This is a genomic window from Neorhizobium alkalisoli, assembly GCF_007829835.1.
In the GTDB taxonomy this organism is placed as follows: domain Bacteria; phylum Pseudomonadota; class Alphaproteobacteria; order Rhizobiales; family Rhizobiaceae; genus Neorhizobium.
In genome coordinates this window covers 816,304-839,196 of sequence record NZ_VIWP01000002.1, presented here as the reverse complement: position 1 = coordinate 839,196, position 22,893 = coordinate 816,304, and the positions used below count along the sequence as shown (strand labels likewise).

Below are 22,893 nucleotides of genomic sequence, written 5' to 3'. Positions count from 1 at the left end.
CGCCGGCGCCGGCGGTCAGATGGTGAAGCGGGTTTCGAGCAGATCGATCTCGCGCACGAGCTTGCGGGCGACATCATCCGCAATCTTGTTCTTGCGGCCGAGCCGGTAATATTCGTCGCGTTCGGCCCGCAGTGCTGCCAGTCGTAGGCGGCGCTCCGCCTCTTCCAGCTTGCGCACGGTCTCGGCATCCTCGCCGGTTTTCGAATGGCCCTCGATGCGCTGGCGATAATAGGCCATCAGCCGGGCGCCGATCTCGGAATACCGGTCGGCATCGGTGCGGCCTTCGCCCATCGCATCCGACATGCCGTCGATCATGCGGATCGCGGCCTTTGCCGCTGCGACCCGTGCCGCATCTTCCTCCTGGTGATGGTCGAGTTCCGGCGGCAGTTCGAGATTGGCAAGCAAGAAAGGCAGGCCGATGCTGGCAACGATCAGCGAGACGACGATCACGCCGGCGGCAAGGAAGATGGCAAGGTCGCGGGCCGGAAACGGCGTCGTGCCGTCATTCATCACGAAGGGCAGGGTCAAGATACCGGCAAGCGTGATGGCACCGCGCACGCCCGCCAGAGAGGCAGCGGCCAGAAGCCGCAAGGGCGGTCGGCGAACCTCTTCGCCGCGCCGGGCGGCGCGGAAAAGGGTAAAACGCAGCGAAATCCAGACCCAGGAAAAACGCAGCGCCATCAGCGCCACATTGATGGCGATCACATAGACGAGCAGCCAGATCGGATGCAGATGCCCGGTCTCGGTGACGATCCTTGCTGCACCGGAAACAATGCTTGGCAATTGTTCGCCGAACAACACGAAGATCGCGCCGTTCAGCGCAAACTGCACCGTATCCCAGACCGCACCGCGGCCGACGCGCGTCGTCGCCAGCGCCTTGCCGCGCAGTTCGATATAGCTCATCGTGATGCCGGCCGAGACGGCGGCGAGAATGCCCGAGCAATGCAGATGCTCGGCCAGAAGATAGGCGCCGAAGGGCAGAAGCAGGCTGAGCAGGATCTGGCCGCCCGGCTCCTCGCCGATCTTTCGCGAGACGAGTTCCTTGGCCTTCATGACGACGAAGATGACGCCGACGCCGATCGCGATCCCGCCCAGTGCCAGCCACAGAAACGTGCCGACCGCATTGAACACCGAGAATGTGCCGGTGAGCGCTGCCGCAACGGCAAAGCGCATGCAGACGAGGCCGGACGCATCATTCAGCAGCGATTCGCCTTCGAGAATATGCATCAGCCGCTTGGGGATCGGCACGCGGGCCGAGATTGCCGAAACGGCGATCGGATCGGTCGGCGAAACGATCGCGGCAAGCGCGAAGGCGACCGCAAGCGGCATGGCCGGGATCAGCCAGTGGATGAGAAGCCCGACGCCGAGAACCGTGAAGACCACCAGCCCAAGCGCCAGTTCGAGGATCACGCCCTTGTCGCGCAGCAGGCCTTCCTTGGGAATACGCCAGCCATCGAGAAACAGCAGCGGCGGCAGGAAAAGCAGGAAGAAGATATCCGGCTCGAGCTTGACGCCGCCGCCGGTAACACCCGCAATCGCCGCGCCGAGCGCGATCTGGATCAGCGGCAGTGGAATGGGAAGCGGAGAGAAACGGGCGACTGTTCCACTGAGGACGACGGCAAGCAGCAGGACCAGTCCGATGGTGATGCTTTCCATGCCTGCACGTCTCCTTTTTATGTCGTCTCAAGGTTCTGAATAGGAAAGGGGTAGCAATGAGGCAAGGGGCGCAGGTGTCGCGATGGCTTTCGAGCATTGCCGAAGGTGCGGATCCTCCTATCTTGTATCCCTGAATTTCACTGGATAGCGGTGGTCACCCGATGTACTGCGCCTTTCTACGCCTGTCCCTTGCTTTCCTCCTTGTTTCCCTTGGGTTTACGGCGTCTCGTGCCGACGAAACGCTGACCTACAGATGGCAGGGGATCGATCGTACGGCGATTTTACACATCCCCGAAGGCGCGGCCGGGCATGCCGCTCCGCTTGCCATCGTCATGTACGGCTCCGATGACAAAGCCGTGAACTTTCAGAAAAACAGCGGCTTCGACGCCGTCGCCGACCGCGAAAATTTCATCACCCTCTATCCCGAGGCGATCGATGGCGCCTGGAACATCAAATCCAAACGACCTGCCATCAATGGCGAGCCGGTCGATGACATCGGTTTCTTTCGCACCATGATTGACGATCTGGTGACACGCGGAATTGTGGATCGGGAAAGGATCTATGCCACGGGTTTCTCGTTCGGAGCGCTGATGAGCTACACGCTCGCTTGCGCGCTGCCCGATAGGATCGCCGCCATTGCGCCGGTCGCGAGCGCAATCAACGAAGCGCAGGTCAGCGATTGTAAGACGGGCCACCCCATGCCGGTCATGATGATCAACGGCACGGGCGACGAGGTGCAGCTTTACGACGGTTATATCCGCTCCTTCGGACGGCTGCTTTCGGTGCCGGAAACAACCGAATACTGGCGCCGGATCGATGGATGCACCGGCGAAAATTCAAAACCGCTGCCGCATCTCAACCCTCATGACCTGACCCGCGCCAGCCTGGTCCAGTGGTCCGGATGTCGCGCCAATACCGGCGTTGAACTTTATCGCATCGAAAACGGCGGCCATTGCTGGCCGCATCTGGCTGTCGCCGGCAATGGCGATCCGGTCGACGGCCCGCGTTTCGGCGGCTGCAGCAACGATATCGAGACGGCGACCGAGGTCTGGAGCTTTTTCAAGCGCTACCGGCTCGATTGATCCGGCAGCTCTGTTCGATCAATCCAGGCTGATTTCGCTGCGCTCTCCCGCCTTCACGCTGACCGGCTTCTCTTTCGGCGCCACGTCACCGGCAAAGGTCGCCCGCACGATATAGTCGCCGGGCGGTATCGTGTCCTGCCATTCGGGGCCATAGGTGGAGGTGATTTCCTTCTGTTTGCCCTGAATATCCTTCTTGGCGGAAAGGACGACGATCCGGTCAGCGCCGGCCGCGGTGATCGCGACCACGCCACCATTGATGTTGACGATAACGGGTTTCGCCTCTCCGGCGCCGATCGCAAACGGTGTCTCGCCGATCGCCTTGCCGAGGGTGGCAACCAGCACGAACTCGCCGGCCGGCGTGTCGAGTTTTACGTCGGTCCCGTAATTATAGGCGATCGTCTTGCGGCTGCCGTCTATGGCTTTCGTCTTCGGCACGATCTCGAAATAGATGTCGCGCGAATCCACATCCGGCCCACCCTCGGCATAGACCGCTTTGGTGGTGACAATGCCCGACGCGATGATGATGTCCTTGGTGAGGATATCGCCCGCCTTGACGGTCAGCACTTCCTCGACGCTGCTTGCCCCGAGCGTCGCCTTGATCTTCGCCTCGCCCGCGGTGATATAGGTGGTCTTCTGCCCGTATTCGGTCACCTGATAATCGCCGAACTGCAGTTCCAGCACCGCATTGCTGTCCGGATCGCCGCCCGGCATACGCCGCGGCACCAGCGTCAGCTGCGCCGCATCGAAATTGACGAGCGGCTTTGCCACCGCCTTGTCCGTTACCTCGAAAGGTATGCGCCGGACGATGACGCCGTGCAGCGTCGCTTCGCCGATATACTTTCCGGGATCGAGATGGATGGCATAATGCGCCTTATAGGTCGTATCGAGCGCGTCTGTCGCCGGATTGTCGTTGGCATCGACGGCAAACATTTTCCACTGCACGTCGCTGTTTTCACCGAGCGATTTGCCGCCTTCCGACAGGACCGCGTCCGGCTCGACATTCATCGCCACCTTGGGCTCGGGCGGTGCCGGTTTCGGCGGCGGCGCCGGGGCAGGTGGAGGAGGAGCGGGCTGCGGCTTGACGACGACCGCCTGCTTCAGCGCCTCCGTCAACTGCTTTGCGTCCGATGCCTGGAAATACTTGCCGCCGGTATTTTCGGCAAGGCAGGCGACCTGTCTGCCTTCCTCCTTGGTCAGCCCGAAACCGACGACATGCGCGGTGAAATCCACGCCGTTCTTCTTAAGCTCCGTGCCGAGCGCACAAGGATCGGCCTCGCAGGTTTCGAGCCCGTCCGTCACCAGAATGACGGTCGCCTTCTCCTCGGTATATTTCAACGCTTCGGCGGCTTCCTTCACCGCTTCGGACAGCGGCGTTTTGCCCTTCGGCACGATGCCTTTGACGAAGGCGCGGATCTTGTCGGCGGTGCCGGTCGCGGGCGAGATGGCCAGCTCGATATCGGCGCAGGACCCCTTGTCGCGATGGCCATAGACCATCAGGCCGACGGCGCTGTCCAAAGGCACGGATTTGAGCACGGTGCCAAGCGTCTCGCGGGCAATATCGATCTTCGCCTTGCCACCGATCTGCCCCCACATCGATCCCGATGCGTCGAGCACGATGATCGACTGATCTGCGGCCTGCGCAGTAAAGCTGAAGAAGAACGAGGCAAGCAAAGTGATGGCTGCAATAAACCGCATGCACGTCCTCCCCAAGACTTTGGGATAAACTCTCATGGGGAGGGCCTGGCTGCAATAGAAATTGCGCTATAATTTTAGATGATCAGAATACACGGATCGCCGAGTTTTCGATCCTGTCTTTCAGCCGCGGATGCAGGCTTTTCCGTGTCGTGACATCGACTTCTCCGCCGAGCTCGTCTTCGAGGAACAGCTTGATGCCGACCAGATCGATAAGCGAAAACTTCTTGTCCGGATCATATTCGATAAACAGATCGAGATCGCTTTGTGGCCCAGCTTCATCGCGAGCGACGGAACCAAAAAGGTAAAGCGAGGTTGCGCCGAGTGCGCGGATCGCATCGGCCTGCTGCAACAGTTTCTCGATCGCCTCGCTTCTCTTCATGAGCCCAATTTTACAGCATTCCCGGCCGCTTTTCCACGTTCACGCTGCCTCTTGGAACTTTTTTGAAAAACCTGCCGCCGCTTCAGGTTTTGGTAACCAAAATGGGTAACCATAACAGTCAGTAAATTCGTTCTAGTACAGCGTAGCGAGTGTCCCAAATGGCCGCAGTTCTTGCGTTGGCCGACCTGAAGCAACAGGTCCGCCCTACCACCTGGCTCAATTCGATCATCAAGGGTGATTGCGTCGCGGCACTCGAGGCGCTTCCGGACAAATCGGTCGATGCGATCTTCGCCGACCCACCCTACAATCTCCAGCTCGGCGGCACGCTTCACCGTCCTGATCAGAGCCTTGTCGATGCCGTCGACAATGAATGGGATCAGTTCGCCTCTTTCGAAGCCTATGACGCCTTCACCCGTGCCTGGCTGCTCGCCTGCCGCCGCGTGCTGAAGCCGAATGGCACGATCTGGGTCATCGGCTCCTACCACAATATCTTCCGCGTCGGCGCGATGATGCAGGATCTGAATTTCTGGCTCCTGAATGACATCGTCTGGCGCAAGACCAACCCGATGCCGAATTTCAAGGGTCGCCGGTTCCAGAACGCCCATGAAACGATGATCTGGGCCAGCAAGGATGCCAAGGCCAAGAGCTACACGTTCAATTACGAAGCGCTGAAGGCCTCCAACGACGACGTGCAGATGCGCTCCGACTGGCTGTTTCCGATCTGCTCGGGTGGTGAGCGCCTGAAGGGCGACGACGGCAAGAAGGTGCATCCGACCCAGAAGCCGGAATCGCTGCTGGCCCGCGTCATCATGGCCTCCACCAAGCCGGGCGACGTCATTCTCGACCCGTTCTTCGGCACCGGCACGACCGGCGCCGTCGCAAAACGCCTCGGCCGCAACTTTGTCGGCATCGAACGTGAGCAGGATTATATCGATGCGGCTGCCGAGCGCATTGCCACCGTCGAACCGCTCGGCAAGGCCGAACTGGTCGTCATGACCGGCAAGAAAGCCGAACCGAGGGTTGCCTTCAACACGCTGGTCGAAAGCGGTCTTGTCCGTCCCGGCCAGGTCCTGACCGACGCAAGGGGCCGTTACAGCGCCATCATCCGTGCCGACGGCACGCTGACGGCAAACGGCGAGGCGGGCTCGATCCACCGTCTCGGCGCGAAAGTGCAGGGCCTCGACGCATGCAATGGCTGGACGTTCTGGCATTTCAACGACGGCACGTCGCTGAAGCCGATCGACGACCTGCGCGCCATCATTCGAAACGATCTGGCGAAAATCGGCTGAGCCACCAGCCGCCGCCAGATCCAGCATTCCTCTTCCGGTTTTGTACCTCTAGTCCCGGAAGAGGATAATTGACGCCCGGGGAGGCTGACCCCGGGCGTCATAGTTTTTTGCGTTCCGTTTCAGAACGCCTGATAATCCGTCACCTCGACCCTGACGACACGGCCTTCTTCGTTGAAGGTGATCGTTTCTTCGCCGCGGCGCTCCAGCGGCTTGCCGGTTCCGCTATGGGTCGCGGTCAGCGACCAGACGGCGCGTGCCGCCATCGGCGAAACGAGCTCGATCAGCTCGTCATCCGCTTCCTGATCCGGATAGTCGGCAAAATAGCCCCGGATCGCCGCCATGATTTCCGCGCGGCCCTTCAGATCGCCGACCCCGTTCGAGACATAGGTGGCGTCCTCGGCGAAGAATTCCTCGATCGCCGCAAAATCGATCGCGTTGATCGCCTCGTGGAACTGCCAGGCAAGCTCGACCGGATCGACCTTCATCAGAGTTCGACTCCATGCGCGATCAGATCCGCGCGCAGCTTGGCGGGATCGGTGAAATGCACCGCCTGCCAGCCTGCCGCCTTTGCGCCTTCGACATTGACGAGCGTGTCGTCGATGAAGATCGACGCTTCCGGGTTGAGGCCGAAATCGCGCGCGTGCTTTTCATAGATTGCCACATCCGGCTTGATCAGGCCGATCTCGCCCGAAACGGTGACGCCGCGCGGCCTGTTCAGGAACGGAAAAATCTTGCGCGCATCGACGAATGTGTCGGCGGCGAAATTGGTCAGCATCGTCACGTCGCGGCCGCTGTCGATCAGCTGTTCCATGATGGCGACGGACTCGTCATAGGCATGCGGTACCATCTCGTGCCAGTATTTACGGAAGGCGCGAATGTTCTCGGCCTGCTCGGGGTGTTCGGCGATCGCCAGCGCCTCGGCTTCTTCCCAGGTCCGGCCGCGATCCTGTTCCAGATTCCATTCATGGGTGCAGACATTCTGGAAGAACCATTTGCGTTCTTCTTCATCGGGAATGATGCGGCTGAAGGGAAGGTTGGGATCGTAATGGATCAGCACTTTGCCGATGTCGAAGACGATGTGGTCGATCTTGGCCGCCATGAATATGTCCTGCTGTCAGTTCAAGGATTTCGTAAAGGCGAGGGGTATAGCTGCCGTGATCGCTTTTTTCATGACAGTCGGCAAGGCCTGTGCCTCGAGATTGGTGACCGGCTCCCACCATCCACCGTTTATCGCCTGGGCGACCGTGCGAATGCGGAAAACCGAAAGCCGCAGTTCGAAATGGGTGAAGACATGCACGATCGTGCCGCTCGGCTGCCAGTCGCCGGCAAAGGGTGCGTGATCCGGCGTCGTGCCGCCATCCATCCGTGCGGTCCAGTCGGTCGTCGGCACTTCCGTCATGCCGCCGAGCAGCCCGCTTTCGATGCGCCGGCGTAGCAGGATCTCGCCGTCATCCGTCACCGCCACAAAGGCAGCACCATAACGCACCGGTTTCGCCTTCTTCGCCGCCTTCACCGGAAACCGTTCCGGATCGTGTTCGGAAAGCGCCAGACAGTCGTCGCGGAAGGGACAGAGCGCGCAGGCGGGCCGTTTTGGCGTGCAGATCGTCGCCCCGAGATCCATCATAGCCTGGGCAAAATCGCCCGGCCGATCGGTCGGCGTCAGCGCGGCCACCTTGGCCTTCATCACTGGTTTCGAGCCGGGCAGGGGAGCGTCGATTGCAAACAGACGGGAAATGACCCGCTCGACATTGCCGTCCATCACGGCGGATGGCCTGTTGAAGGCGATCGCAGCGACCGCAGCAGACGTATAATCGCCGATACCGGGCAGGGCGCGCAGGCCTTCTTCCGTATCCGGGAAAATGCCGCCATGCTCTGAAGCCACGGCTTCGGCGCATTTCTTCAGGTTTCGGGCACGGGCATAATAACCGAGCCCCGCCCAGGCGGCCATCACATCCTCGCTCGGCGCGGCGGCCAGATCCGTCACCTTCGGCCAGCGGGCCAGAAACTTTTCGAAATAGGGTTTGACCGCCTGCACCGTCGTCTGTTGCAACATCACTTCCGACAGCCAGACATGGTACGGATCGGCCCGCTTTCCGGCCTTGGCCGCAGCAGGGCTTGTCCGCCAGGGCAGTTCCCGGTGATGCCGGTCGTACCAGGCGAGCAGTTTTTCGGCGTGCGTGGCGCCAGGATCGGAGGTGAGGGCGAGGGAAAGGGTCATCGGTGACAAAATAGTAGCATCGTTAATCGCCGCCAACTCCTGTATCCTGCGGAACCTGGGGATGGGCGGACAAACGAAGCACTTGTGCTGCTAAGGCTGGAGGTCATGCCTTGGATAAGATCATCGCCGTCCTTTTGGAAAAACCGGAATTCCCGCAATATCTCGCCTTGCCGCTGATGTTTCTGGCCGCGCTGGTCACGGGGCTTGCGCTGATCTCGATAGCCGCCAGGCAGATCTTTCGCATGGCTGTCATCCTCTGGACACTCTACAGGGACAATCTGCACGACGATATCATGCTGGCGCTGCATGCCGCGCTGGATTGGCCGGAACTGTCGCGGCGGTCATTACGGCCGGTGAGCCTCGGTAATGCCTTGCGGGCATCCGGTCTGTTTACATTGGCCATCGTGTTCTTCGGGTGCTTTCTATGGTTGGCATTGGCCATGATCTTTTCGCCACCGGGCGCGGCTCGCCCGCTCGTCCTTTATGGGATTGCTCTGCTTTCCATGTTATTATGTGTCATGTTCAGCCGGAATTTTGCGATCACCGGCACCAAACACTGGTACGGCATCCGCTGACCTTGAAATCGCCTGATCCATGATGATTAGAAATCGACCATGAACGCCAAGGACACTAAAACTCCGTTTCGTCGCAAGGGCGCCCTGCAGATCGCCGAGCTGGCCAACGGCATTGTCGATCCGGTGCTCGCGCGCCGCGCCGGCATTTCCACGGCCCTGCTCGGCTCCTGGGACGAGATCGCGGGCGAAGAATTTGCCGATTGCACGCGGCCAGAAAAGATCGCTTGGGCGCGTAATGACGGTTACAGCGAAGGCGGCCATCAGCCGGGCGTGCTGACGATCGCCTGTGAAGGGGCGCGGGCGTTGTTCCTGACCCATGCGCAGGGCGAGCTGATCGGCCGCATCAACGGCTTTTTCGGTTTTCCGGCGGTGCGCCAGATCCGCATCGTCCAGAAACCGGTCTCGGCAACCTTCAAGCATCCGCGCAAGCCGCCGCCTCTGAGGGGCGAAGCGGCGCGGCGGCTGGAGGGCATGATGGAGGGCATCGAAAGCGATGCCTTGCGCCGGGCGGTCGAAAGGTTAGGCACGGCCGTCCTGCAGAAGAAGCGGGCCAGATAGAAGCGACAGATCATTGCCGGGCGAGAAACACTCTGTTTCACCTCCGATTTGTCACAATTGTTTGAAGGAATTTGCTTATCCGCCGCTTGTCGGGCCTTGGGTGCCGCGATACGGAATGGCAACGGAAAAGATCTCTCGCACACGGGTGTTTTATGCAGTTTACCGATATCACCACGACCAGACGCGCGCTTCTTGGCGGAGCTGCCGTCGCAGCGCTCTGCCTGACCATGCCGCTCGGTATCACGGAAGCTTTTGCGCAGGAAATCCCGACCTCGCAGGGCGATGTCGATATGGCCGCCGTGCTGAAGCCCGGTTCGCTGCCGGAAATGGCACTTGGCGATGAAAAGGCCAAGGTCACGATCGTCGAATACATGTCGATGACCTGCCCGCATTGCGCCCATTTCCACAACACGACCTTCGACGAGATCAAGACGAAATACGTCGATACGGGCAAGGTCCGCTTCATCATCCGCGAATTCCCCTTCGATCCGGTCGCGACCGCTGCCTTCATGCTGGCCCGCACCAATCCGCAGGATCCGTCGAAGCTCTCGACCGCTGATCAGTATTTCCCGATGGTCTCGATGCTCTTCAAGCAGCAGCGCGCCTGGGCGGCCCCGCAGGATGGCAATGTCCGCGGCGCTCTCATGCAAACCGTCAAGCTCGCAGGTTACTCACAGGAGACTTTCGAGAAATGCTTGACGAACCAGAAGCTTCTCGATGATGTAAATGCAGTCGTGAAGAGGGCGGCGGACGAGTTCGGCGTCAATTCCACGCCCACCTTCCTCATCAACGGCAAGAAATATTCCGGGGACATGTCGGTTGAATCCATGTCGAAGCTTATCGACAGCCTTTCGTAAGCTCGCACGACCACCCGTCGCGCGTTGCGGGACGGGTGCGGCCTGGCTTGAGCGAGGGGGGCATGCCGCCCTCGCGTGCGCCCCATGAAGTTCAACCGCCTTCGCCTCGTCGGTTTCAAATCCTTCGTCGAACCGACGGAATTCATCATCGAGCGCGGCCTGACCGGTGTGGTCGGCCCGAATGGCTGTGGCAAGTCCAACCTTGTCGAAGCCCTGCGCTGGGTGATGGGCGAAAACTCCTACAAGAACATGCGCGCGTCCGGCATGGACGACGTGATCTTTTCCGGCTCCGGCAATCGCCCGGCCCGCAACACGGCCGAAGTCGGCCTCTATCTCGACAATTTCGACCGCACCGCGCCCGCCGCCTTCAACGATAGCGACGAGATCCAGGTCACCCGCCGCATCGAGCGCGAAAACGGCTCCGTCTACCGCATCAACGGCAAGGAAGCGCGCGCGAAAGACGTGCAGCTCCTGTTCGCCGATGCCTCGACCGGCGCCCGTTCGCCCTCCATGGTGGGGCAGGGGCGTATCGGTGAACTGATCAACGCCAAGCCGCAGGCTCGCCGCCAGCTGCTCGAAGAGGCGGCCGGCATTTCCGGTCTTCATTCCCGCCGCCACGAGGCCGAGCTTCGCCTACGCGCCGCCGAAACCAATCTGGAAAGATTGGGCGATGTCGTTGCCCAGTTGGAAAGCCAGATCGAAAGCCTGAAACGTCAGGCCCGTCAGGCCAACCGCTTCAAGATGCTCTCGGCCGATATCCGCGCCCGCGAGGCCATGCTCCTGCATATCCGCTGGTCGCAGGCCAAGGAGGCCGAAGCGGAGGCGGACAGCGCCCTCAATCAGGCCACCGTCATCGTCGCCGAAAAGGCGCAGAGCCAGATGGAGGCGGCAAAGAACCAGGGTATTGCCAGCCTGAAACTGCCGGAACTGCGCGAGGAGGAAGCCAAGGCCGGTGCCGCCCTGCAGCGCATCCAGATCGCCCGCGGCCAGCTGGAAGAGGAGGCGGGCCGTCTCCTCAAGCGCCGTGACGAACTCACCCGTCGTCTCGCCCAGCTGGACGAGGATATCCGCCGCGAAGAACAGCTTGCCGCTGACAACGCCTCCTTCCTCGAAAAGCTCGATCAGGAAGAGGCCGAGCTGAACGACATGCTCGCCGATTCCGGCGCCGAAGCGGAAGAACTTCGCGAGGCATTCGAGGCTGCCGCATCAGCGCTTGCTGAAAGCGAAAAGACCTTTTCCGCCTTGACCGCCGAGCGCGCCGAGGCAGCGGCCGGCCGCAATCAGCTGGAGCGCCTGATCCGCGATCTCGAAGAACGTCGCCAGCGTCTCGATCGTCAGCTGTCCGATGCCAAAGGCGAACTCGAAACCCTGTCCGAACGCCTGGCCGATCTCGATGATCCGATGGAGCGGCGCGAGGCGGTGGAAGCCGCCGAGATCGCCGTCGAGGATGCCGCGATCGCAGCCGAGGATGCCGAGGCGCAGCTTGCCGAAGCGCGCGCCGCAGAACTCGCCGCCCGTGGTCCCGTCGAAGCGGCTCGCTCCGATCTGAACGCGCTCGAAACCGAAGCCCGCACGATCACGAAAATGCTGGCCGCTGGTGCCGCGGCTTCGGGTGGTTTCGTGCCCGTAGCCGAGCTGGTGCGTGTCGATCGCGGTTTCGAGGCGGCCTTCGGTGCAGCACTCGGCGATGATCTCGAAACCCCGGTCGATCCGGCTGCACCCGCCCATTGGTCCGTCAATGGCGACGGCTCGGGCGATCCCGGCCTGCCGCAGGGCGCGCAGCCGCTTTCGTCGCATGTCACGGCCCCGCCGGAACTGTCCCGTCGTCTCGGCCAGATCGGTGTTATTTCTGCGAGTGACGCGCATCGCCTGATGCCGCTCCTGCGCCCCGGCCAGCGACTGGTGACGAAGGAAGGCGCCGTCTATCGCTGGGATGGCCATATTACCGGCTCGGAAGCGCCCGGTGCTGCCGCCATGCGCCTGTCGCAAAAGAACCGCCTGTCGGAACTCGAAGCCGAACTCGACGATGCCCGCATCGCGCTGTCCGAAGCCGAATCGGCCTTGTCTGACGCCAGCGGCGCAGTTTCGGTTCAGGAACGCCAGCTTTCCGACGCCCGTGACCGCAGCCGTCTTGCCGCCCGTGGTCTGTCCGAAGCCCGCGAAGCGCTCGCTGTCGCCGAACGCGCTGCCGGCGAGCTGATGCGTCGCCGCGATGTCGTCTCCGAGGCGATCAGCCAGCTGAATGGCCAGATAGATGATCTCGGCATCCAGTCCGAAACGGCCCGCGCCGAGCTTGAGGATGCGCCGGATCTCGCCCGCATCGACGAGCGTCTGGCCCAGCAGCAGCTTGCCGTCGCGACCGATCGCAGCCGGCTTGCCGAAGCACGCGCGAATTACGAAGGCCAGAGCCGCGAGATCGACGCCCGCCAGCGCCGGCTCTCTGCCATTGCTCAGGAGCGCGCCTCCTGGAGCGCCCGTGCCGCCAGCGCCGCCGATCATATCGGCAGCCTGCGCGAACGCGAGGAAGAGGCGCGCGAAGAGATCGCCGATCTCGAAGCCGCCCCGGAAGAATTCGACGACAAGCGCCGCGCCCTGATGAACGAGCTGCAAAAGGCCGAGGAAGCCCGCCGTGCCGCCGGCGATCGCCTTGCCGAAGCCGAAACCCGTCAGCGCGATGCCGACCGGATTGCCGCAACGGCGCTTTCCGAACTCGCTGATGTGCGTGAAAAGCGTGGCCGTGCCGAGGAACGCCTCGTTTCCGCCGCCGAAAAGCGCCACGAAAGCGAGATCCGCATCCGTGAAACGCTCGGCATGGCGCCGCACGAGGTTTTCCGCCTGACCGGCCTCGCCCCCGGCGCCACCATTCCCGACATGCGTGAGATCGAGCGCGAGGTTGACCGGCTGAAAATGGAGCGCGAGCGGCTCGGCGCCGTCAACCTGCGCGCCGACGAGGAGCAGAAGGAGCTTTCCGACCGTTTGACCGCGCTGGTGCGCGAGCGTGACGACATTATCGACGCCATCCGCAAACTGCGCGGCGCGATCCAGAGCCTCAACCGTGAAGGCCGCGAACGGCTGCTGGCCGCCTTCGATGTGGTCAATACCGAATTCCAGCGTCTCTTCACCCACCTGTTCGGCGGTGGCACAGCGGAATTGCAGCTGATCGAATCCGATGACCCGCTCGAAGCGGGCCTTGAAATTCTCGCCCGCCCGCCGGGCAAGAAGCCGCAGACGATGACACTTCTTTCCGGCGGCGAACAGGCGCTGACGGCCATGGCGCTGATCTTCGCCGTCTTCCTCACCAATCCGGCGCCGATCTGCGTGCTGGACGAAGTGGATGCGCCGCTCGACGACCATAATGTCGAGCGTTACTGCAACCTGATGGACGAGATGGCGGCATCGACGGAAACCCGTTTTGTCATCATCACCCACAATCCGATTACCATGGCCCGCATGAACCGCCTGTTTGGCGTCACCATGGCCGAGCAGGGGGTCTCCCAACTGGTATCTGTGGACCTGCAGACCGCCGAATTGCTCCGCGAAGCAAGCTGAGATCCAGAAATATCGGCAAATTGATCGATGACCTACGTCAAATCACCCATTTGGGTGATGTGTATGACAAGTTACATATAGACAATCGGCTCCGATAGGAGTGTGGTGCCTTGGTGCCGCATGCTGTATCGGCAGATGCCGACGACGAATTTCGAACCCCCCGCACGGGTTTCCTGTCCCGAGCGGAAGGCTTTGCGGGGCCGCCAGTGATCCGGCCCCGCAAAGCTTTATTCGTCAAACCCCAACAAGCCTGACCTGCGTTCCCCACGGATCGACGATGCCGATATCCCCGTCCGCGATTGCAGTGGACGGGGTCTGTTTCAGCTTTTCCTTCAGCTGCGCAAGGTCGGCCCCGTTCGACAGTTCCAGCGAGAACCATTCCAGCCCGGTCGATTTCGCATCCCGCGGACCGGCGCCGGCGCTGTTCCAGATGTTGAAGGCGACATGGTGGTGGTACCGGCCGGAGGAAAAGAACCCGGCATCCGCGCGTTTGCCGCAGGTCGATGAAAGCCCGATCAGGTCGCCATAAAAGCCGGTCGCCTTGGCAACGTCTCCGACCCGCAGATGGATATGGCCGATGCGCAGATTGGCCGGAGCCTTGCTGTAGTCATCCTTGCTGATATCGGTCTTTGCGACGATATCGTCCACATCGAGCGGGTTGGTGCCCATGGTGACGACATCGCCATCCCATTTCCACAGGTCGCGCGGCCGATCCCAATAGACTTCGACGCCGTTTCCCTCCGGATCGGTCAGGTAGATCGCCTCGCTGACGCTGTGATCGGCAAACCCGGTGACTGGGAAACGCCGGCGCGCGACATGAACCAGCCAGCGGGCCAGATCCTGCCGGTCCGGCATCAGATAGGCAATGTGGAAAAGCCCGGCCGAAGTCGGGGTCTCGAATGGCGCATCCGGCATGTGCACGAGATGCAGCAGTGCCGCACCACCGGCACCCAGCACGACCGTGCCGCCATTATCGCCGGACCGGGAAATTTCCTCCAGCCCCAGCATGTCGCTGTAATAGCCGACCATGGCATTCAGGTCGCGCACCCGAAGTGCCGCCTGGCCGACATGCATCGGCGTCGTCACGGCAAAAGGCAATGCAGGTTCTGCTGCTCGCACCGCCGCCATTCCTTCCGCGCTCAAGGCGCCTTGCAGCGCTGCCGCCATGGATGTGATACCCGCCAGCTTCAGCGCCCGTCGTCTCGTGATCGTCATCTTCTTCCCCGGAAAAAACCCGGGGCTTTATAACCTGCGGCCAAGAGGCCTGCATCTCACGTGTGTATCAGAAAACGTGATATCGCGGCATTCGATGTTGCGCTGCAACATAATCCTGCCACCATAAGTTTTCAAACCGTCATAAAGGCTGTAAGGCTTTGACGGTGCAGCTGCGTGGGTGGAGAGCAGGCATGTTGAAATGGGTCTATCGCTTCGGCGGTGGCGAGGCGGAGGGGCGTGCGGCAGACAGCGCACGACTGGGCGGCAAGGGCGCTAACCTTGCCGAGATGGCGAGCCTCGGGCTTCCGGTGCCGCCGGGCCTGACGATCATCTGCGACGCCTGCACCCATTATTTCAACAATGGCCGCACCTTGCCGGAAGACCTGAAGCAACAGGTTCTGGACGGCATCACCGCCATGGAAGCGATTACCGGCCGCAAGTTCGGCGGCGGCGCAACGCCCCTTCTTCTATCCGTCCGCTCTGGCGCCCGCGCCTCCATGCCGGGCATGATGGACACGGTCCTCAATCTCGGCCTCAATGACGAGACCGTGCAGGCGCTCGGCCACGACGCCGGCGATGCCCGTTTCGCCTGGGACAGTTATCGCCGTTTCATCCAGATGTATGCCGACGTCGTCATGGGCCTCGACCACGAAATCTTCGAGGAAATTCTGGAAGACGAAAAGGCACGGCTCGGCCACGAATACGATACCGAGCTTTCCGCCGTCGACTGGCAGCATGTCGTCTCGCTCTACAAGCAGATGATCGAGGACGAGCTCGGCGAGGATTTTCCGCAAGATCCCTATCTCCAGCTCTGGAGGGCGATCTCCGCCGTTTTCGCAAGCTGGATGAACCCGCGTGCGAAAACGTTTCGCACCCTGCACCGCATTCCGGAGGAATGGGGCACGGCGGTCAATGTCCAGGCCATGGTGTTCGGCAATCTCGGCACGTCTTCCGCGACCGGCGTCGCCTTCACCCGCAACCCCTCGACCGGCGAGAACGCGCTTTACGGCGAGTTCCTCGTCAATGCACAGGGCGAAGACGTCGTTGCCGGCATCCGCACGCCGCAATCGATCACGGAGGAGGGGAGGCTCGCTTCCGGCTCGGAAAAACCCTCTCTCGAAAAGCTGATGCCGGACGCCTTTGCCGAATTCCGGGCAACCTGTCTGCGGCTCGAATCCCATTACCGCGACATGCAGGATGTCGAATTCACCATCGAGCGCGGAAAACTCTGGATGCTGCAGACTCGCTCGGGCAAGCGCACCACCAAGGCGGCGATGAAGATCGCCGTCGACATGGTCGATGAAGGCGTGATCACCGAACCGGAAGCCGTCTGCCGCATCGACCCGCCCTCGCTCGACCAGCTGATGCACCCGACCATCGATCCGCGTGTCGAGCGCCAGATCGTCGGCTCCGGCCTGCCGGCCTCGCCGGGGGCTGCGACCGGCGAGATCGTCTTCACCGCCGAGGAGGCTGTGGCTGCCGAGGAGGAAGGCCGCAAGGTCATCCTCGTCCGCATCGAGACCAGCCCCGAAGACATTCACGGCATGCATGCCGCCGAAGCGATCCTGACGACCCGTGGCGGCATGACCAGCCATGCGGCCGTGGTTGCCCGCGGCATGGGTATCCCCTGCGTCGTCGGCGCCGGCTCGATGCGGGTCGACATGCGCAACGAAACCCTGCTCGGCATCGGCGGCGCCGTTTTCCGCCGCGGCGATATCATCACCATCGACGGTTCCTCCGGCCAGGTACTGAAAGGCGCAGTGCCGATGATCCAGCCGGCGCTGTCAGGCGATTTCGGCAAGCTGATGGCCTGGGCCGACAAGACGCGCCGCATGACGGTGCGCACCAATGCCGATACGCCGCAGGATGCCCGTGCCGCTCGTTCCTTCGGCGCCGAAGGCATCGGCCTCTGCCGCACCGAACACATGTTCTTCGAAGGCGACCGTATCCACATCATGCGCGAGATGATTCTCGCCGAGGACGAAAAGGCCCGCCGCGCAGCCCTTGCAAAACTTCTGCCGATGCAGCGCTCGGATTTCACCGAACTGTTCGAGATCATGCACGGCCTGCCGGTGACGATCCGTCTGCTCGATCCGCCGCTGCATGAATTCCTGCCGAAGACGGAAGCCGAGATCGACGATGTCGCGCGCGCCATGGCAATGCCGCCAGCCTTCCTCGCGCGCCGCATCGATGCGCTGCACGAGTTCAACCCGATGCTCGGCCACCGCGGCTGCCGGCTGGCAATCTCCTATCCCGAAATCGCCGAAATGCAGGCACGCGCCATTTTCGAGGCAGCTGTTGCTGCCGCGAAAAAGACCGGCGAGCCCGTCGAGCTCGAAATCCTGGTGCCGCTCGTCAGCCTCCGGTCGGAGCTGGATTACGTCAAAACCGTCATCGATCAGGTTGCCGCCGAAGTGCTCGGGGAAACCGGTGTGACCATCGCCTATCTCTCCGGCACGATGATCGAGCTGCCGCGCGCCGCCATCCGCGCCCATGTGATTGCCGAGACCGCCGAATTCTTCTCCTTCGGTACCAACGACCTGACCCAGACCACGTTCGGCATGTCCCGCGACGACGCCGCCTCCTTCATCCCGACCTATCAGCGCAAGGGCATTATCGAACACGACCCCTTCGTTTCGCTGGATTTCGACGGTGTCGGCGAACTCATCCAGCTCGCCGCCGAACGCGGCCGCAAGACACGGCCGGACCTGAAACTCGGCATCTGCGGCGAACACGGCGGCGACCCGGCCTCGATCCGCTTCTGCGAGAATGCGGATCTCGACTACGTCTCCTGTTCCCCTTTCCGCGTGCCGATCGCAAGACTGGCGGCGGCGCAGGCGGCGATCGAACGGGTGAAGGTCTGAACTGGCTTGTCACAGCCCAGTCAGCGGTCGCGCCTCGCAGTTCGGTCAGCTGAGATGATCGGGCCATTTTCTGGAAGAATGGAAGATTGCAAGGATCTCCACCCGTGCGCGCAGGCGGTAGAATTCGATATATGGCGTGCCGGAGATCGTCAGCCGCCGCGTATCTCCATCGGCGGTGAGAGGCCCCATCTCGGGATGCCAAGCCAGGAGCGATACCGTTTCCATGATGCGGCGAACCACGTTCTCGGCAGCACGGTGATTGTCGCGAGCTATGTAATCCCCGATTGCCTCGACATCTCGAAGAGCTTCATCCAGCCAGATGAGTTCATCCATTGGGGATGAATTTGCGGATAACCGTCTTGACCGCGTCGGAGGACGCGAAGCGCCCTTCGTCGGCCAGTTTTTTTCGCTTTTCGATCTGGCTTTTCTGCCAAGACAAGACGTCTTCCTTGGGATCAGTATCCGAAGGAAGGATGGCGTCGTCAACAGAGATGCGATCAGAGCCCGTTTTCATAGCTGGATCATGCCAGAACTCGCAGGGCATGTGAACCGGATTCAGGTTTCTGATAAGGAAGGCTTCAATACCGCCGCACCACGACCGGCCGCTCGACGATCACCGGCGACCACCTGTAATCCTGCTGCGCCCGGAAGGCGCGCAGGTCTGCCTTTCGGTCGAGGTCGAGATCGAGCAGGCAGCGGGCCATGGCGTCGGTGCGTGGCTTGAAGCCGTAGCCGGCGCAGGTTCGCTCGTCGGCGGCGCGGCGTTCTTCGGGCGTTATCGTTGTGCAGGCGGCAAGCGGGAGGAGGGCGGTTACTGAAAGGATGAGAAGGGCATATCTGCGCATGGCGGGGTTCCTGTCTTTGCCGGAACGGATCCCAGAACTGTGCCTGTTGACGGATTCCATTCCGGCCGAACCTGTTCTAAACAGGGTTGGGCGATTCCGCCAATCAAGCCGCAGGGAGTTGAGTAACACCCCGATGACCGTTCGTTTCGTCCGGCCCGTTTCCCGTTCGGCCTATCTCGGCCGCAGGCTTGGTCTTTTCGCGCTGCTTCTGTCGTTGATCGTCGGCCTTGCCCATCGGTTCGGGCCGCTGAGCGAACCGAGTTTCATTGCGCTGCTGTTTCTTGCGGCCGCGATCGCCGCGGTCTCCGTGCCGCTATGCCTGATCGGCCTGTGGCGGCTCTGGCAGGTCGGCGCCAAAGGCGGTTATCCGGCCGCGCAGGGGCTTCTGCTCGCAGCCATTCCGCTCTGTGTCGTGGCGGTCGGTGCTTTCGGTTATTTCACCCTGCCGTCGCTTTTCGACATCACCACGGACATGGCCGATCCTCCTGTCTGGGTATCTGAACCGAAGGCCGACCAGCAATGGCTGCCGCGCCCAGGCACCGTGACGCCGGCCGATCGCCGGGCCCAGTTCGCCGCCTATCCGGACCTGACCGGCCGTCGGTATGAAGGCGCGCTCGACCGCGTTTATGACGGTGTCCGCAAAGCGGCCGTCTCTGCGCGTATCACCATCAACCGCACCGAAGGCCTGGAGCTGGTCGAGCCCGACATTTCGACAAAAGCCGCGCCGCGTGATGAACAGGCCGTGGTGCCGGACGTGGCCCCCATTCCCCTGCGCCGCCCGGAACCCTCGCTTCTGCCCACGGTCGGCAATCCCGGCGATGTACTTCTGCAGGGCGAAACGCGCAGCCTCGTCCTCGGCCTGCGCTTCGATATCGTCATTCGTCTGCGGGAAGATGCCGAGACCACATCCGTCGATATCCGGGTCGCCTCGCGCTACGGGCCGCATGATCTCGGCATGGGGGAACGGATCGCTGCCGATTTTCTCGGACGGCTCGATACCGAACTGCTCGGCATAGCCGGCGGCTGATAGGCTATACTATCCGGTATTCGCCGCTGATCGATGGCGCGCCATCCGTCGTGACAATGCCCTTCTCGATCAGGTCCTCGAGATGGGCGAGGACTGAAAGGCCTGCTGCGCCGTGCAGCCGGGGATCGGTTCTGGCATAGATCGCCTTCACCATATCGGTGATCAGCCGGTCGCCGCCCCGAATGCGCTCCAGCACGGCGCGCTCGCGCATCCGCCGATGGGTGCGAAGCCCGCGCAAAAACGAGCGCGGCTCAGTGACCGGCCCGCCATGGCCGGGAAAAAAGATGCGGTCTTCGCGCGCGAGCAGCTTTTCGATCGAGGCCATGAAATCCGCCATCGACCCGTCCGGCGGCGCGACGATGGTCGTTGCCCAGGCCATGACGTGATCGGCGGAAAACAGGATGCCGCTGTCCTTCAGCGCGCCTTCCAGCGCAAAGGCCGAATGATTGGCGGTATGGCCGGGCGTATGCACAGCCGTCAGCGCCCAGCCGTCGCCTTCGATCGTCTCGCCGTCGGCAAGCGCGATATCCGGTTCAAAACCGCTATCCGCACTTTCGGCAAACGGATTGGTCTCGCCTTGATGCAGCGGCCGGGACGGCCGGTGCGGCCCTTCCGCCACCGTGATTGCGCCGGTCTCAGCTTTCAGCCGTGCCGCCAGCGGAGAATGATCGCGATGCGTATGGCTGACGAAAATATGGGTCAGCTCCCGACCTTCGAGTGCCGCCATCAGAGCCCTGAAATGCGCCTCGTCTTCCGGACCGGGATCGATCACCGCAACGGATGAGGTGCCGACGATATAGCTATTGGTGCCGTGAAAGGTGAAAGGCGAGGGATTGTTGACGGTGAGCCGCTGCACACCCTGCGCAATCGTGACGGGCTCCCCGTAGGACGGCGAAAATGCGAGATCGAAGGAAATGTCGTCTGCCATGGGCGGGGATCGGTTTGCCTTTGCCGCGAGGGGCGGAATGAACGGATTTGCGCAAAGCCCTAGCATTGCATGGACCCTTGTGCACCGCAAACCGGGAAAATTCGTGTGCGGCGGCAAGTTATCCGTTGAGAGGCCTGAAAAGCTTTGCTAGAGCAAAGCCCGCGCAAGGGCGGCATTTCCTGATTTGCCGCCCGCCATGGTGGGGCGTCGCCAAGCGGTAAGGCACCGGTTTTTGGTACCGGCATTCCCAGGTTCGAATCCTGGCGCCCCAGCCACACTATTTTATATATCAGATCGTTATGAGGGATTGCGCACTTCTAGTCCGACTCGGTTATTCAGGAAAGTACCTTTCGGATCAGGTTGATCGGGTAAGCGAGCACGCCCGCCACGCCTTCTTCCCTCAAAGCCAACTGTGCGGCCATCTTGCACAAATGTACCCTGCGGCGGTTCGCGGGCACTATCTCCTCGCGCCTGTAGGCGTCGCTGTGCGGCAACTTGATGTGATGAGATAAACGATGTTTACGTCCTTCGGATAGCCAATATGATGTTGTAGCCAGAGGGCCCGTTCTGGGACGGGTAGGGACTGCCGCCTAATGAAGGGCATCAGCGGAACGGTAGGCCTCGATACCCATCCGCACTCATAGGCCTCCTGCGCCTGTTTCATGAACTCGTTGTCGTCTCACTAGGCCTAACGTCTTGACCTCCGAGAGTGGCCTTTACAAGGTCGTCTCAGGGTTGAAAAATCAGAGACCGTTAAATTACAAAACTGGATCGCCTGTGAAGTCCTGCCTGCAATCCGCAGGGATGGCCTGCAGAAGATCCGCACTGGCGAGCTTGAATGAAGACACCCTGATCCTAGGCGGCATGGAAGCTCTCTACTGCAAGGCCGAGTGTTTGATCTCTCACCATACGACGGCACCCGAAATATTAGCAGCGCTGTTATCTAATCTTCATTTTCAACAAATAGCTCGCTGTGTAGAGTGAGGTCATTCAACATAGTAATTTGAGGCAGACATGACCGTACCATCAACTCCAAAAATTTCCAATCTGACCATTAACGAGCATTCCGCCAACGGCACGATCCTGGGCACTCTCTCGTCCACCGATCCCGATGGGACCGCAGTTTCCTACGAGCTGATTACGACGAACTACTATTCCAACAAGGCCGGCTACAACACGGAAAATGCCACCGGCTACACCTGGGAAGAGGCTTACGCAGGAACGACGGGTCATACCCAGTTCGCCATCGACGGTAACAAGGTGGTCGTCGTTGGAGACATCGACTATGAGGAGAGCAGCTTTTACTATGTAGGCTACGACTACGAGGAAGAGCCGCAGTCCGGCCAAATCACGACCTACTCGTTCCAGATCAAGGCGACAGATGCCAATGGCGAAGTCTCCTATGCCTCGTTTGCACCGGTCATCAATAATATCAACGAGACGATCTATGGCACCAATGGCAAGGACACAATCTCCGCTATCGTTGACATATTTGGTTCCATTATTGACGGCAAAGGCGGCAACGATGTGATCCGAGGCAATTTAGGCACCGACAACTTGCTTGGTGGTAGCGGGAACGATCTTGTGCGCGGCGGCTATGGCAATGACATCGTCAAAGGTGGCAATGGCGATGACCATCTCTATGGTGATGAGGACGACGATATCATCAGTGGGGGCATGGGCTATGACGTTATGCGTGGTGGCAGCGGCCGCGACACGTTCGTTTTTGAGAGCCACTACACCTCTAAGGTGTCGAAGCCTGATTTGATTGTGGACTTCAAAGGTGCGGAGACCGTTGATCTCTCGGCTATCGACGCCAACCTCAAGGAGAAAGGCGATCAGTCCTTCGAATGGATTGGCGCGAATAAGTTTTCTGGTGAAGCCGGTGAGCTTCGGTTTGGGAATAAGGGTGGGGATACCTATGTCTATGCCGACCTGAACGGCGACAAGAAGGCCGACTTTGGTGTTCATTTCAAAGGCAACCTTACCCTTGCTGAACACATGTTCCTGCTTTAGTTCACTGAGGGGGCTGTGGTTTTGACCATGGCCTTTCACTCTATGATCGTATATCTGAACCCCGATAAATAATGTGCGGAATCAGAGTGATCCGCGAAGGTGGCAGGGCCGCTGGTCTGTAAAATCAATCCCCTTCTCAA

Annotated in this window: 20 protein-coding genes and 1 tRNA gene; 10 read left to right on the top strand and 11 right to left on the bottom strand. The window is 61.1% G+C overall.

The features are described 5' to 3' along the window. Window positions 1-15 precede the first annotated feature (15 nt). A complete protein-coding gene (locus tag FHW37_RS09865) occupies window positions 16-1,656 on the bottom strand; it encodes a Na+/H+ antiporter (protein WP_145635508.1) in 1,641 nt (546 codons plus the stop codon). 161 nt (window positions 1,657-1,817) lie between these two features. Between FHW37_RS09865 and FHW37_RS09860 the strand changes: the two genes are divergently transcribed. After that, entirely contained in the window at window positions 1,818-2,738 is a 921-nt protein-coding gene (locus FHW37_RS09860) for an alpha/beta hydrolase family esterase (RefSeq protein WP_145635505.1), read from the top strand. Between the two features lie 18 nt (window positions 2,739-2,756). Here the strand turns inward: FHW37_RS09860 and FHW37_RS09855 are convergent, their stop codons facing one another. Then, window positions 2,757-4,433 carry a vWA domain-containing protein gene (locus FHW37_RS09855; RefSeq protein ID WP_186458203.1) on the bottom strand — a complete coding sequence of 559 codons (1,677 nt, stop codon included), beginning with the start codon at window positions 4,431-4,433 and terminating at the stop codon, window positions 2,757-2,759. A gap of 82 nt (window positions 4,434-4,515) precedes the next feature. After that, entirely contained in the window at window positions 4,516-4,812 is a 297-nt protein-coding gene (locus FHW37_RS09850; protein ID WP_145635501.1) for a nucleotidyltransferase family protein, read from the bottom strand. A gap of 158 nt (window positions 4,813-4,970) precedes the next feature. On the opposite strand from FHW37_RS09850, the gene FHW37_RS09845 reads away from it, so the two are divergent. Next, window positions 4,971-6,101, top strand: a complete 1,131-nt coding sequence (locus FHW37_RS09845; RefSeq protein WP_145635499.1) for a site-specific DNA-methyltransferase — start codon at window positions 4,971-4,973, stop codon at window positions 6,099-6,101. 119 nt (window positions 6,102-6,220) lie between these two features. Here FHW37_RS09845 and FHW37_RS09840 read toward each other — a convergent pair whose 3' ends face one another. The 3 genes from FHW37_RS09840 to mutY are packed head-to-tail and all read right to left on the bottom strand — an operon-like array spanning window position 6,221 to window position 8,319. After that, window positions 6,221-6,586 (bottom strand): nuclear transport factor 2 family protein, encoded by a 366-nt coding sequence (locus FHW37_RS09840; RefSeq protein ID WP_145635497.1) that lies wholly within the window; start codon window positions 6,584-6,586, stop codon window positions 6,221-6,223. Next, the gene (locus FHW37_RS09835) at window positions 6,586-7,200 is read right to left on the bottom strand and encodes an HAD family hydrolase (protein WP_145635496.1); all 615 of its coding nucleotides are present in this window, start codon (window positions 7,198-7,200) and stop codon (window positions 6,586-6,588) included. Before FHW37_RS09835 ends, FHW37_RS09840 begins: the two co-directional genes overlap by 1 nt. 15 nt (window positions 7,201-7,215) lie before the next feature. Next, window positions 7,216-8,319 (bottom strand): A/G-specific adenine glycosylase, encoded by a 1,104-nt coding sequence (gene mutY / locus FHW37_RS09830; RefSeq protein WP_145636057.1) that lies wholly within the window; start codon window positions 8,317-8,319, stop codon window positions 7,216-7,218. 110 nt (window positions 8,320-8,429) lie between these two features. On the opposite strand from mutY, the gene FHW37_RS09825 reads away from it, so the two are divergent. From FHW37_RS09825 to FHW37_RS09810, 4 genes are all read left to right on the top strand, one after another. Beyond that, window positions 8,430-8,894: a hypothetical protein gene (locus FHW37_RS09825; RefSeq protein ID WP_145635493.1), complete on the top strand. Its 465-nt coding sequence runs from the start codon at window positions 8,430-8,432 to the stop codon at window positions 8,892-8,894. A gap of 39 nt (window positions 8,895-8,933) precedes the next feature. Continuing rightward, window positions 8,934-9,452: a DUF721 domain-containing protein gene (locus FHW37_RS09820; protein WP_145635491.1), complete on the top strand. Its 519-nt coding sequence runs from the start codon at window positions 8,934-8,936 to the stop codon at window positions 9,450-9,452. A gap of 152 nt (window positions 9,453-9,604) precedes the next feature. Continuing rightward, the gene (locus tag FHW37_RS09815; protein ID WP_145635489.1) at window positions 9,605-10,309 is read left to right on the top strand and encodes a DsbA family protein; all 705 of its coding nucleotides are present in this window, start codon (window positions 9,605-9,607) and stop codon (window positions 10,307-10,309) included. An 84-nt stretch (window positions 10,310-10,393) separates the two neighbouring features. Beyond that, window positions 10,394-13,858, top strand: coding sequence for a chromosome segregation SMC family protein (locus tag FHW37_RS09810; protein ID WP_145635487.1), 3,465 nt, complete (start codon window positions 10,394-10,396; stop codon window positions 13,856-13,858). Between the two features lie 234 nt (window positions 13,859-14,092). Here the strand turns inward: FHW37_RS09810 and FHW37_RS09805 are convergent, their stop codons facing one another. Beyond that, the gene (locus FHW37_RS09805) at window positions 14,093-15,073 is read right to left on the bottom strand and encodes a VOC family protein (protein ID WP_145635485.1); all 981 of its coding nucleotides are present in this window, start codon (window positions 15,071-15,073) and stop codon (window positions 14,093-14,095) included. 191 nt (window positions 15,074-15,264) lie between these two features. Between FHW37_RS09805 and ppdK the strand changes: the two genes are divergently transcribed. Beyond that, complete coding sequence (gene ppdK / locus FHW37_RS09800) at window positions 15,265-17,937, top strand: pyruvate, phosphate dikinase (protein WP_145635483.1); 2,673 nt, start codon at window positions 15,265-15,267, stop codon at window positions 17,935-17,937. Window positions 17,938-17,982: 45 nt separating this feature from the next. Here ppdK and FHW37_RS09795 read toward each other — a convergent pair whose 3' ends face one another. The 3 genes from FHW37_RS09795 to FHW37_RS09785 all read right to left on the bottom strand — a co-directional run bounded on the left by FHW37_RS09795 (window position 17,983) and on the right by FHW37_RS09785 (window position 18,782). Then, complete coding sequence (locus tag FHW37_RS09795) at window positions 17,983-18,270, bottom strand: type II toxin-antitoxin system RelE/ParE family toxin (protein ID WP_145635482.1); 288 nt, start codon at window positions 18,268-18,270, stop codon at window positions 17,983-17,985. Then, complete coding sequence (locus tag FHW37_RS09790; RefSeq protein ID WP_145635480.1) at window positions 18,263-18,451, bottom strand: hypothetical protein; 189 nt, start codon at window positions 18,449-18,451, stop codon at window positions 18,263-18,265. Before FHW37_RS09790 ends, FHW37_RS09795 begins: the two co-directional genes overlap by 8 nt. Window positions 18,452-18,515: 64 nt before the next feature. Then, window positions 18,516-18,782, bottom strand: a complete 267-nt coding sequence (locus FHW37_RS09785) for a hypothetical protein (protein ID WP_145635478.1) — start codon at window positions 18,780-18,782, stop codon at window positions 18,516-18,518. Between the two features lie 133 nt (window positions 18,783-18,915). Here FHW37_RS09785 and FHW37_RS09780 point away from each other — a divergent pair, with 133 nt between their 5' ends. Beyond that, window positions 18,916-19,809, top strand: a complete 894-nt coding sequence (locus FHW37_RS09780; RefSeq protein WP_145635476.1) for a DUF1499 domain-containing protein — start codon at window positions 18,916-18,918, stop codon at window positions 19,807-19,809. Window positions 19,810-19,813: 4 nt separating this feature from the next. Here the strand turns inward: FHW37_RS09780 and FHW37_RS09775 are convergent, their stop codons facing one another. After that, window positions 19,814-20,737: an MBL fold metallo-hydrolase gene (locus FHW37_RS09775; protein ID WP_145635474.1), complete on the bottom strand. Its 924-nt coding sequence runs from the start codon at window positions 20,735-20,737 to the stop codon at window positions 19,814-19,816. A 200-nt stretch (window positions 20,738-20,937) separates the two neighbouring features. On the opposite strand from FHW37_RS09775, the gene FHW37_RS09770 reads away from it, so the two are divergent. Continuing rightward, a tRNA-Gln gene (locus FHW37_RS09770) sits at window positions 20,938-21,012 on the top strand. Between the two features lie 739 nt (window positions 21,013-21,751). Next, window positions 21,752-22,753 carry a calcium-binding protein gene (locus tag FHW37_RS09765; RefSeq protein WP_145635472.1) on the top strand — a complete coding sequence of 334 codons (1,002 nt, stop codon included), beginning with the start codon at window positions 21,752-21,754 and terminating at the stop codon, window positions 22,751-22,753. The last annotated feature ends 140 nt before the right edge of the window (window positions 22,754-22,893 follow it).